Source organism: uncultured Photobacterium sp., from assembly GCF_947502415.1.
Lineage (GTDB): Bacteria > Pseudomonadota > Gammaproteobacteria > Enterobacterales > Vibrionaceae > Photobacterium.
Genome location: NZ_CANMZV010000004.1, coordinates 13776 through 26525, shown reverse-complemented (window position 1 = coordinate 26525; position 12750 = coordinate 13776). Strand labels below are relative to the sequence as shown.

Annotated in this window: 11 protein-coding genes; all 11 read left to right on the top strand. The window is 43.1% G+C overall.

Annotated features, from left to right (window positions below):
- Positions 1–151: 151 nt before the first annotated feature.
- Positions 152–670 carry an Hcp family type VI secretion system effector gene (locus Q0852_RS05565; protein WP_299015046.1) on the top strand — a complete coding sequence of 173 codons (519 nt, stop codon included), beginning with the start codon at positions 152–154 and terminating at the stop codon, positions 668–670.
- Positions 671–737: 67 nt separating this feature from the next.
- Entirely contained in the window at positions 738–2816 is a 2079-nt protein-coding gene (gene tssI, locus Q0852_RS05560; RefSeq protein WP_299015043.1) for a type VI secretion system tip protein VgrG, read from the top strand.
- Positions 2816–3304: a hypothetical protein gene (locus tag Q0852_RS05555; protein WP_299015041.1), complete on the top strand. Its 489-nt coding sequence runs from the start codon at positions 2816–2818 to the stop codon at positions 3302–3304. The genes tssI and Q0852_RS05555 overlap by 1 nt, the downstream gene beginning before the upstream one ends.
- A 9-nt stretch (positions 3305–3313) precedes the next feature.
- Entirely contained in the window at positions 3314–4639 is a 1326-nt protein-coding gene (locus tag Q0852_RS05550) for a hypothetical protein (RefSeq protein ID WP_299015039.1), read from the top strand.
- On the top strand, positions 4620–5606 hold the full coding sequence (locus tag Q0852_RS05545; RefSeq protein WP_299015036.1) for a DUF2169 domain-containing protein: 987 nt from the start codon (positions 4620–4622) through the stop codon (positions 5604–5606). Before Q0852_RS05550 ends, Q0852_RS05545 begins: the two co-directional genes overlap by 20 nt.
- Complete coding sequence (locus Q0852_RS05540; RefSeq protein WP_299015031.1) at positions 5603–6562, top strand: hypothetical protein; 960 nt, start codon at positions 5603–5605, stop codon at positions 6560–6562. The genes Q0852_RS05545 and Q0852_RS05540 overlap by 4 nt, the downstream gene beginning before the upstream one ends.
- A gap of 154 nt (positions 6563–6716) precedes the next feature.
- A complete protein-coding gene (locus tag Q0852_RS05535) occupies positions 6717–8693 on the top strand; it encodes a protein kinase (RefSeq protein ID WP_299015029.1) in 1977 nt (658 codons plus the stop codon).
- A gap of 2 nt (positions 8694–8695) precedes the next feature.
- Positions 8696–10252 (top strand): type VI secretion system protein TssA, encoded by a 1557-nt coding sequence (gene tssA / locus Q0852_RS05530; RefSeq protein ID WP_299015591.1) that lies wholly within the window; start codon positions 8696–8698, stop codon positions 10250–10252.
- A gap of 26 nt (positions 10253–10278) precedes the next feature.
- Positions 10279–10785, top strand: a complete 507-nt coding sequence (gene tssB / locus Q0852_RS05525) for a type VI secretion system contractile sheath small subunit (RefSeq protein WP_299015026.1) — start codon at positions 10279–10281, stop codon at positions 10783–10785.
- Between the two features lie 9 nt (positions 10786–10794).
- Positions 10795–12273: a type VI secretion system contractile sheath large subunit gene (gene tssC, locus Q0852_RS05520; protein WP_299015023.1), complete on the top strand. Its 1479-nt coding sequence runs from the start codon at positions 10795–10797 to the stop codon at positions 12271–12273.
- Between the two features lie 58 nt (positions 12274–12331).
- Positions 12332–12742, top strand: a complete 411-nt coding sequence (tssE, locus tag Q0852_RS05515) for a type VI secretion system baseplate subunit TssE (protein WP_299015020.1) — start codon at positions 12332–12334, stop codon at positions 12740–12742.
- Positions 12743–12750: the final 8 nt, after the last annotated feature.

Here is a 12750-nt window from a genome sequence, read left to right as displayed (position 1 = left end):
AATATTTTTGTAAATAATTCGGGTGTTTCTGTAAGTTATTGTATTTATTGGGCTTAAAGAGTTGGTACGGTGTTTGCTATGAGTGTTGTATCGCGGTGATAAGCGATTTGGTTAATTTAATTAAAGAAAATTTGTTAAGAAGGAAATATCAATGCCAACTCCAGCGTATATGTCAATTACAGGTGAAAATCAACAACTGATTACAGAAGGCGCTTACTCTGCAGAATCTGTAGGTAACACTTGGCAGGAAGCTCACGTGGATGAATTCTTAGTTCAAGAACTAGATCATGTATTAACTGTTCCTCGCGATCCACAAAGCGGCCAGCCAACTGGTCAGCGTGTTCACCGTCCAATTGTTGTAACCAAGCAGCAAGATCGCTGTTCTCCACTATTATTTAACGCGCTAGTATCTGGTGAGAAACTTCCTGAGTGTAAGATTAACTTCTACCGTACATCTGTTTCTGGTAAGCAAGAGCATTACTACACAATTAAACTAATCGATGCGCTGCTGGTTGATATGCAAACTCGTATGGCACACTGTCAAGATGCATCAACTTCAGACCGTGTTGTTGAAGAAGTTTTGAAATTCACATACCGCGCAATTGATGTATCACACCGAGCTGGTAGTACTGCAGGTCACGATGACTGGCGTGCTCCACGCGAAGCTTAATTGTACGCATTCATAGTAAGGGCCAACCATTTTGGCCCTTTTTCCTTATTAGCATCAGGTAAAAGATATGGTTAATGATGTAGAGTTCAAATTTGAAGTACTTGGGACGGAGCATAAGTTTCGAGTTGAAAGCTTCCATGTAACTGAAGAGCTGTCTAAGCCGTTTAGTGTGAGTCTATCATTACTTTCACTTGATGCAGATATTACTTTTGATGCACTAATTAGAAAGCCTGCACTGTTAAGTTTATATGGGCAAGGTATTGGTGTAGCTCGTTATTTTCACGGTGTAGTGAATGAAGTTCGTTATCTTGGGCAAGGTCGACGTTTCAGTCGCTACCAGGTGGTATTGGTTCCGCAACTTTGGTTTCTTACCCAGCGTCAAGACTGTCGGATTTTTCAGCAGCAGTCGGTTCCGGATATTATCTCTAAAGTACTTGATGATGCATCGGTGACGGACTATCGACTTGAGCTTTCGGGTATGTATCTTGCCAAAGAGTATGTTTTGCAATATCGCGAAACAGATAGTCATTTTATTCAACGCTTTATGGCTGAGCACGGTATATGGTACTACTTCGAGCACTCTGAATCGAATCACACCATGGTGATTGTGGACAGTAATGATGCAATTGCTGAGCTGGAGGGTACGCCACAAAATTCGTCATATACTGGACCGATTGTTTATCAGTCGGGCGGCGGTGGTGTCGCGGATCGTGAGCATATTTTCGATCTTGAGTTAATTAATCGGGTCCGTACTGGTTGCGTAACTCAGACTGATTACAATTATGAGTACCCTCGTATTCCTCAAGAGATGACGAGTAACGGTGAGCTCGATCAAGATCTAGCTTTTTTCGACTTCCCTGCTCGTTACAGCAATCCTGGACAGGGGCAAATCCGCGCTAGTGAATGGATGAACGAGCATGCAGTTGATAACAATCAAGTGGAAGGGGCTAGTTGCGTAATGCGCTTGAGCTCGGGTTATAGCTTTAATATCGATAAGCATCCACGAAGCTCAATTAACCGTGATTACACCATGTTGTCTGTGATTCATAGTGGGCATGATCCGCAGGTGCATGAAGAAGAAGCGAGTGGTATGCCAACGACATATCAGAACCAGTTTGTGTGCATACCTCGTAGCGTTGAATTCAAGGCTCCCAAGCTTTCTGCACCAGTGGTTGATGGCCCACAAACTGCCGTTGTTGTTGGTCCAGCCGGTGAAGAGATTTATACCGATAAATTGGGACGCATCAAGGTTCAATTCCATTGGGACCGCTATGGTAAAAATGATGAAAATGCCAGCTGTTGGATTCGTGTTAGTCAATCGATGGCTGCACCAACGTGGGGTGCAGTGTACCTACCTCGAATTGGTCATGAAGTGGTGGTGTCTTTCCTTGAAGGTGATCCAGACAAACCATTAGTTACAGGCGCAGTATATAACGGCTTGCATTATCCACCGTACTCATTACCAGAAAATAAAACACGTACGACGTTCCGTACTCAAACACACAAAGGCAGCGGTTATAACGAGTTGAGCTTTGAGGATGAGGCTAACCAAGAAGAGATCCACATTCACGCCCAAAAGGATATGTCAACGAAGGTACTAAATAATCGCTTTCGTGACATCGGTCAAGATGAGTTCTTGAAAGTTGGCCGGCATCAAACCAATGAGGTACATGGCGACCATAAAGAAACTATTGATGGCCATAAAACAACTCAAGTTAACAGCACGTTCTCTGAAACGGTTGAACAGGACGTAACGGTTAAGTACAACGCGAATGAAACGCAATCTGTGAAAAATAATACAAAATTAGATGTTGGCGATAACCGTACCACCAAGATCGGAAAGAACGATGATCTAGATATCGGTGAAAACAGCAACCTGACTGTTGGAGCTTCACGCTCAAGTGATGTTAGTGCTGATGATAACCAAACTGTCGGCGGTAATTTAACGGTAGCGGTAAAAGGCAATACATCGTTTAAAGCTGATGGCGCGACTCAGGTTGTGAGCGGTGAGAAGATTGTATTGAAAACGGGTAGTTCCTCATTGGTGATGTCGAGCGATGGTAGTATCAAGTTATCAGGAGACTCCATCACTATTGAAGGTGGCAGTAAAGTAGTTGTGAAAGGTGGCAAAGTGGCAATTAACTAATGAAACAATCCAATTCACTTATTACTGAAACCATAGAAACGACACAGCAAGCCGAATCTTCGGCTTGCTTTGCCCGTTTTGGGCTGGTCGTTGCTATTAACACTAACCTTGAAAGTGTACGTGTCGATTTTGAAGGGAATCTTTATGGCAGACCGATCAGCGCAAAGATTGGCCGGCAATTTCGAAAGTCAGAGTTAGAAATGGCCATTGAGAACAAGTTGACTTGTCGAATTGAATTCTTAAATGGTGACATCAATTTGCCTGTTTTAACGGATGTTTTTTTCTCTCTTCTTAATGACGACAAGCCGTTAGTTCTGCGTGCTCCACAGATGGTGATAGAGGCAGAGCAGGAATTGATCGTGAAAAGTGGTGAGACGCAAACGCGGTATAGCGGACGAGATGGACGTATTACTACTCGAGCCAAATACGTTACATCGCAAGCAGAAAAAGCTCAAAAGATACAGGGTTCAACAATAGCCATAAATTAGAAGTACACCATGATTCGACAAAGACTTTCAGTTGATCAAATCGCGAAACCTCTGACTGATAGCGATTTGGCTGAGGCAGTGAGATTAGTCAAACTCCAAATTGGATCGCTCTCCGGACTGCCTGAAAAATGGGTTCAATTTGGACAGGAAAAAGTTGCACTAGCAGAAGAGTCGGCAGAGTTTATGTTGAGGCAGTGTTTTCGTCTTCATCGAGAAGGTTTTCCAGCGTTTGAATTGGATTACTTACTGCTGGTAGAGCGTCAGTTAGAGGGGATTTTCGATGCGCTGCTAGCTCTATATCGCCTTCATCCTGGACTTCTTTATCAATTGGGGGATAGTTCACCTGCTGTATTGGTATGGGCTCTGTTTAATCCGAAACTTCAAAAAGAGCATCCAGGTCATTTACTTATTGCCATTGACTGTTTGTCTAAACTTCCTTCGGAAATGGCCAAGATGTTGGTATTACATGCCAATAGCACCGAGCTTGACTCATTATTTGCGAAATTAATTGAAGGTCAGGCTAGTGGTAGTCTCGATTATTTCCAGTACCTTGTCTTAAGGCAGACACAAAGTGTTGCACTTACAAAGTATTGGGCTAGTAGTAAAAAGCTTGATGCAAAGCCTTTGCAAGTTTCTTTGGCTTTAGCGAATGTGGATGAAAGCATAGAGTGGCTGGAAGAGAACGAGGTAGGGGATGCGAGCTTGTTTGAACGTCTGTTGCTTAAAGAAGATCGCAATACATGGTTTAGACAGTATTTTGGTACAGACCTTATGACCTTACCAAATGGACTTGTAGCCACTTACGCAAAGTTGCTCGAACTTCATGAGTTTATGGCGTTTGATGTTGGACAAAAGGAAGCACCTATACATTTGGCTCTTGTGGGGGACACAAGTTGGGTAACGACTGCTGTCGAACATATGCAGGCATTGGACGAGGACGATGGTGAACTGTGGTGGAGTGCTTTATATGTCGTTTATGGTGATTTACTTCCATATCGGCCAAGCCAATTAGGGGTTGATGTTGAATGGTCTGATGCCCTTGTATCGCTCAGTCTCTGGACAACAGAAACGCAGGTCCTGCGCAGTCAGCCAATTCGTTTAGGACGTTCTTTAAATTTCGATAATACGCTTAGAGCCCTGAAGAGTCCTGAAATAAACAGCATGTTACGTGAATGGCTATGGCGTCAGCTGTGTATCCGATCTCGTTTATACGTACCATGGGATGCCATGATGCCACGTATTCAACAGCAGTTATTAATCCAACAAATGGCAAACATGCCTGTCGCAACGGAGCGATTTAATCTAAGGAACCAGTATGCAGCTGTGGGATATTGACGCTGGACCTAATCAATCGATAAAAGGACGCTTCCAGCGAGATGCGAATGGCCATGAAGTTTGGGTATTGAGCTTAAAACGTGCGTGGCAGTTCATGGAAAAACAATGGGTGGAAGTTGATGATGTGGAAGTGTATGACGATCCACTTTTCCTGGGCGAACCTGGTTTTTCCTCTATGGTTGCTGACCACGACTTTCCTGTTCTCAAAAGAAATACCGATGTCATTATCTATGGTAAGGCACGTAGTTATGCTAACCGCCCAGTGAAACATCATCAGTGCCGACTCTTAATTGATGGACATATAGATAAGACCTTGGACGTAATAGGTCCGCGTCAATGGGTATCTCACGGTGGCAGTATTACGGTTTCCACACCGCAGGCTTTTATTGTCCAAGACGTTGATTATTGCCATGCCTTAGGTGGAGATCATCGAAATCGTCTGGGTTGCGGGATTGCGCAAAGTAATCAAGAGTTGCTGAGTTGTGCTGTCCCTTCAGTTTTTTATTCAAGCCAAGATTGGCAGGCGAATACGGATAAAGTTGAAGTGGCTGGTTTTGGACCTCTACCTCCATTTTTTTCTGAAAGATTGAGTTATGCCGGAACGTATGACGAAACGTGGTTTGAGGAGCGACGCCCATTGCTACCCCTTGATTTTGATGTGAAGTTCTACCAATGTGCCCCGAAAGACCAGCAATGTAAGAGTTTTTTAAATGGCGGTGAGCGTGTCATGGTCAGCGGTTTTTCACATGATGATGTGTTGTCTTTCCGTATTCCTAGTGAGCAATACCAGGCAGTCGCGAGGTTTGGTGAGGATGAACGAACGGTTGATATGAAGCTTTATACGTTATGGATTAATACAGAGAAGATGCGTATTGAAGCAACTTATACCGCGGCATTTCCTTGTCAGGGGCAAGAACACACATTGGTGTCGTCAAAAGTTCTTCCTGTCGTTGAGGTTTTGTTATGAGTCAGCAGTTTGGACGTTATATTATGGCAAGTGATGTTGTGGTTCCGACTGGCATGAATATTGAGTTAGCCGTGGCTGTTGCAAAAGCAGATCTAGGGCGTTTTACTCAATATGAATCACCGAATACGGGGGAGTTGTATACGGTTGCGAGGGCTGACTTTTTAGCCGCGGATGACTTACAAGGTAAAACGCATGAGTTGCTCAGCATTATGCTTAACTCCTTGTTGAGTAAATTGCCATCGTCATTAAAACCATTGCCATTGCTACTTTCTCTGCCGTCATCGGTATCTCAGATAATGGTACAAGAGTGGTTAGAAAGCAGTGAGTATGCGCATTTAATTTCTAATATACAGGTCAGTGAGCAAGGTGGAAACAGGTTCGTCCGCGAATGTATTGAGGCCATGAAGGAGTTAGATGTACTTGTGTGTATTGCTGTCGATAGCTTGTTTGAACAGATAGACGATCTGATTGAGCAGTCTTGTGTTATGAGTAAAAGCAATCCCTGGGGAGTGATTCCTAGTGAGGGGGCTGCCGGTATGGTGCTGACAAAGAAAAGTATCGTTGAGACTTTAAAGCTTCGTCCTCAGGCAAGCGTTCTTTTTGCTAGTTTTGACTTGGAAAGTAACGATCGACGGGGCTGTACGAGGTTAGTTCGAAAGGCCAGTAAATATACCCAGCAGTTTGGACAGATTTATAGTGATATGACCAATGAACGTAGTCATATTGAAGATTATGGATTTGCCATTGGTGCTCGTAGTGAATGTTTTGCCAAACCACAAGATGCCATACTTACCAATGAATGGTGGGGAACATTGGGTAGGGCTTCGGGAATTGCAACAGTGGCTACTTTTGCGCATTTGCATGATGACCCTCAACCCGGGAGTTTAATGCTCTTTGATCAACTACATTCAAGATCATTATTACAACTTCAAAATTGTGGAGGAACACTTAAATAATAATAGTTAAAGAGGGTGTTGTTTTTATTAAAAGTGCAGTGATTTTAACTAAATTAATAGAGATAGTGTTTGTTTTATTTTGTGCCATTGAAATAAGCAAGGGGAAATATTTAAGATGCCGTCTTATTAGTTTAGTTGGCAAAAAGAGAATAAAGTGTCGGAGCAACAGGGTACAGCTAACGAGTTTATTAACCGTCTAGTTGTAAAGGCCATTGAAAAGAAAAAACAGCGCGAACAGGATGTGGCGAAAAAAAACAAGCCCAAGCTTGAATTTGTGCTTTTTTCTCAATTTGATGTCTTAGACACCATTGAATCTAAAAGCGGCTCAACAACACTCTATCGCCTTGCTAAAAAAGGTGAATCAGATAAACAGATTTGCTGCAAAGTCGTCAATGAAGCTGCACCAGAAATTGTGCGCTCTATGCTAATAGGTGAAGCTAGTCGGCTAGAATTATCTCAGCATCCAGGTATTTCTGAATTTATCAAGCTGGGGACTGAATTTGATCGCCCATATTTGATGTATGAGTGGATTCAGGGCGAATCATTGGCTCAAAAGTTAAGCCGTTATCCGAATAAAGGCTTCCGTCATGATCATATTGCTTGGCTGATTTACCAATTGGCGGGCGCATTAGAGTATATGCATACTCGTGGTATTTGCCATTTAGATATCAAGCCTTCAAATGTATTGGTTGGAGAAGACGACAGCGTTAAGTTAATTGATTTTGGCGCTGCTCAATATATTAATGAATCTCAGCAGTATGCTCAGGCCAGTTTGTCGTATGCTTCACCGATGTACTTGGAATCCGGTCAGGCACAGCCCCAAGATGACGTTTATTCAATGGCAATGCTGACAGGACATCTTTTCTTAGGCTTTTCAGAACAAAGTGATTGGAAAGAGAGGCTGAGCCAACGGAAGCGACCAGAATCGATTCCTAAGCATGTATGGCTGCTTTTACATAGCGTTATAACTAAGCCGCGCAAGCATGGTTTTACAGCTATTTCTTTTGCTCAGGAATTGGCAAAAATTGATGTTAATGCGCTTAAGACCAGTCACGATGCTCCTATTTTCAATAGTTTGCGTAATGCCGACTTGGTGTTAACGCAAAGCCGGGGCGCATACAAGCATCGCTTAGGTAACTTTAAGTGTTTAGAAGCAGTGTTAGTGGCGAGTGTTATCTTGGTTACAGGTTCTGTGTTGTATCGGGCGAATAAACCTGACTTTGGATTCGACATGGCAGGCACAGTGACTGTTGCAATAAAACCTGCTCAAACTGCGGCGTTCTTGGCTCAGCCACCCTGGCAAATTGTGAGTTCGTTGGAAGATACCTCCAAAGATGTGTTGACGCTTGCGCCATATCGAGAAGCTTATGCTGTTCAGCAAAACAGGCTAAGAGATGTTTATCAAGAAAGTGAAGATGAACTTGATGAACAGCGCATCATCGCTAATTCACTGCCAAAAACAATTAGTAATGTTCGAGTGAGGCTGGTTTCTTTACGTGATGAGCTGCGCCGGAATGGGGGACTGTCTGAATATACGGATAGACAGTTAACGGATTTGATGACCCGACTAAACACTGCGGCGTTACAAAGTCAGGAATTAACTTATTACACAGGGCGTAGTCTTGACAGTTTAGCTGAGTGGGTTGTTAAAGGTGAATCGCAGGAAGTGCAAGATTTCTTTCACCGAGCATGGAGTCAGAGCCAGGCTCAATCGTATTTTTACACACATATTTTGCCGCAGAAAGTACTCGATACTGTCTTATTGACGGCTGATGAAAATTCGAAGAAGCATTATTACACCAAGGCTATTGAAGACGTTGAAGCGGCGATGGAACTCTATGGTGAAACAGTTTTGTTGATATCGAAACATAGAGAACTGACTGTAGCTCGAAGTGAATTCATTCTGTTTAGTACGGTTACAGGTCAATCGCAATTTGGCCTTGATAAGTTAAATGCTGCACTTGAAGAGTTGGAGAAGAGTGCACCTAAGCGTTTTGAAGATGTGACAGTACTTCTTAATAAAATGGCAAAAAACTCCATTGATAAAAGTTATCACAAAGGTGCACCAGCTCAAGGCGCGTTATCGGTACAGAAAGTGCTGGCAGATTATGAGAGTCACTTAAGGACGTAATGATGAACACGATTAGCATCGAAACCTATTTAGTGCCAATTAGTGAATCTGAACCTGTAGGTGACGATGCACGATACGAGTTTTGCTATGAAATGATGGAGGCCGAAATAAAGAAATTTGGTTCTTTATTCGGTGAAACTGTCGACTGGAATGTAGTGCAAACACATGCAACAGAAGTTCTGACACAACACAGTAAAGATCTTAAAGCATTCTGCTATATCAGCCGGGCAATGGTTGAGCTGGATAAGTTTGATGGCTTAGAACAAGGGTTAACGTTAATTATTCACGCTATTAGCAATTATAGTAGTGCGTTATTCCCACGGCGCAAACGTGGTCGGGATGGTGCACTCGAGTGGTTTGTGACCCAGCTAGAAAATGCATTACCGAAGATTGCTCTTGAGCAAACTTCGTGGGAGCAGCTGTCTCGATGTACTGATTTGGTAGGTGAGATCCAGCGTCAGTATAGTGATGCGTTTCCTGATGCGGATGTCGATTTTTTTGCAATTCGAGCTGTAATTAATTCGTTAATGGAGAGAGCATCGTTGGTTCACGTTGGGGAACCAATTGCAGAGTCAGAGCTGACTCCGTCTCCAGAAACACAGGTTGTAGAAAACACCTTGGTAGAAGCGGCTAAACCTGTAACAACTATACCATCACCTGCAGCTCCGCCAGTTGTGAAGCCGGTGCGAGCTGAGCTGGATGTTGATACTGATTTTTCAACACCAAGTGCATCAAAGCGCAGCTTAAAGAATGTTGCTGAAGCTATTTTACATGCTGATATTGGTGCACCTTTGGCGTATCGAATTCACCGCTATTTGACGTGGTGTGATATCGATGAGTTGCCAGGATACGATCAAGATAACCGTACGCCATTAGCTTTAGCGGTTTCTAATGATCAGCAAGCAAACTATCGCGACAAAGCGAAACAAGAGACTGATGCGGATACGATTAAGCGCCTTGAGCGTACCATGACGGATGTGCCATTTTGGCTGACAGGGCATTTTCTTGTTTTTCAGATGCTCAATAATCTCGGCCGGGAAGGTGCAGCTTTAGCTGTCAAGCAGGAAGTGATTCAGTTTACTAAGTCACTGCCTGGAATCGAGCGACTTCAGTTTAGCAATGCTATTCCCTTTGCCGATGAAGCAACGCTTGATTGGTTGTCTTCGGGATTATCTTCTTCGTCTTCGAGTCATACTCCATTACAAACGGTGGTTTTGACTGAGGATGAGTTATCGTCGATGGATGATGTCTCTCTCGAAACCTTAGGGGAATGTGTAGCAAATATCGCACAGCGACTTGAGAAAGACGGCTCTGGTCGCGGGCAATTTATGCTGCATTTACAAATGATAAAAGCTTACCACTGTGTGGGACTCTTTCCTTTGTGCTTACCATATCTCGAGAAGATTTGGTCGGTACGAGCGGAGATGGATCTTGCCAGTTGGGAACCGCACTTGTGTTTACAGTTGGACTCTCTTGCAGAGGCAACATTAACGGCGTTATATCCCAATAAGGACCAAATGCCGGAAAAATATCAAGAGTGGACCTCTATTTATAACTAGCACTACAATTGGAAAAGGAACTAATTATGTCACGTGATGGCTCGGTTGCTCCTAAAGAGCGCATCAATATTCGCTACGTACCTGCTACAGGCGATGTCAAAGATGATGTCGAATTGCCGTTGAGTATGATGGTAGTTGGGGATTTTACTGCTCGAACAGATGATACCCCTATCGAAGAACGTACGCCTATTAATATCGATAAAGATAACTTCAATGAAGTGCTAGAAGGTTGCGCGCCAAACGTAAAGGTAAACGTTGATAATCGTTTAACTGATGAAGACGGTGCACAACTTAGTGTTGATCTAACTTTTAAAAATATGAAGGATTTCTCGCCAGAAGTAGTGGCGCAAAATGTACCTGAGCTAAACAGTCTTTTAGAGCTACGTGAAGCACTTGTAGCGCTGAAAAGCCCGTTGGGTAATGTACCGGCTTTCCGTAAGAAAATTGCTGCCGTCCTTCAGGACGAGGAAGCACGTCAGAAATTACTAGAAGAGCTGAAGCTTGGCGAAGGCGAAACAGCGAAAGAAGAGTAAGAGGACACTATGACTGCAGAAGTACAAGCTCCAGAACAAGATGCCGCCCTTGCAGAATCGGGTTCACTTTTAGACAGTATTCTTAATGAAACTCGTTTGAAGCCAAGTGACGAAGGTTTTGATATTGCGAAACGTGGCGTTGAAGCGTTCATCGGTGAGTTACTAAGTACCAGCGTGACTAGCAAAGTTGATCAGTCTCTTGTTGATCTAATGATTGCTGAAATTGATCAAAAGCTTTCTAAACAGGTTGATGCGATTCTTCATAGTGAAGAAATTCAGGCGATCGAATCAAGTTGGCGTGGTTTGAAGTACCTTGTTGACCACACAGAGTTTCGTGAGAATATTCAAATTGAACTTCTTTCGGCGAAGAAAGATGAAGTTCTAGATGATTTCGAAGATGCGCCTGAAGTTGTGAGATCAGGCTTATATAAGCAAATTTACACTCGTGAATATGGCCAATTCGGTGGTAAACCAGTTGGTGCAGTAATTTGTGATTATCAGCTATCAGCATCATCTCCAGACATTAAACTGATGGAATACATGGCGAACGTGGGCGCAATGTCTCACGCACCATTTATCACATCTGCATCTTCTAAGTTTTTTGGTCTAGATAGCTATGAGGATCTACCAAACTTAAAAGATCTTAAGTCTGTTTTTGAAGGGCCTCAGTACACGAAATGGCGTTCATTCCGTGAACATGAAGATGCTCGCTACGTCGGTTTATGTACATCTCGCTTTATGCTGCGTAATCCATATTCGGTTGAAGATAACCCAATTAAAGCGTTTGATTACAATGAGATGGTAACGGACAGTCACGATCATTACCTATGGGGTAACTCTGTTTATTCTTTAGCCTCCAAGATTAGTGAGTCGTTCGCGAAGTACCGTTGGTGTCCAAACATTATCGGTCCACAAAGCGGCGGTGCTGTATTTGACTTGCCTGTTTACAACTATGAATCAATGGGGCAGATTGAAACAAAGATCCCAACTGAGATTCTAGTTTCTGATCGTCGTGAGTTCGAACTTGCTGAAGAAGGCTTTATCGCACTAACGATGCGTAAGGGTTCTGATAACGCAGCATTTTTCTCTGCGAACTCAGTACAGAAGCCAAAAGTGTTTCCAAATACGCCAGAAGGCAAACAAGCGGAAATGAACTACAAACTAGGCACTCAATTGCCTTATATGTTCATTATCAACCGATTGGCACATTACATTAAAGTGCTACAACGTGAGCAAATCGGCTCATGGAAAGATCGCACTGATTTAGAAATCGAACTGAATAAGTGGATTCGTCAGTATGTATCTAACCAAGAGAACCCACCTGCAGAAATTCGTGGTAGTCGTCCATTACGTGCTGCGAAGATTGAAGTATCTGATGTTGATGGCGATCCCGGTTGGTACAAAGTGTCGATGTCTGTCCGTCCTCACTTCAAGTACATGGGGGCCAGTTTTGACCTATCTCTAGTAGGTAAACTAGATCAGAACTAAGTTGTTATGATGAGCGATCAGGCCACTCTGATCGCTTTTTTTTTTTTAAGAGTTCAGTATGGAAAAAGGTTATCGTCTCCTTGAGCGTATTGAGTTAGGGGAACCTAAAAACTGTTACGAGAAAGTTGTCTCTCATCAGCATTTGGTTGAGTCGATTCATTTGCATCTTGCCGATTTGTTAAATACTCATGCTGGAAATGCTTTGATTGATGGTGAATATGGGCTTCCAGATTTTAATGATGTCTTGGCGAATAACACGAACTTGGTCCGTCATTTACAACAGAATATCCGTACAACAGTAGAGAAATTCGAACCAAGGCTACAGGGTGTTGAAGTTCAGTATCGACAAGATCATCATAACCCTTTACTACTTAGCTTTGGTATTAGTGGCGAAGTCTTACATAACGGAGGCAAAGTGCCAATGTCTATCAATGTGTTCATGGGTGTTGATGGGCAATTCAATGTTTAATAGGAGCT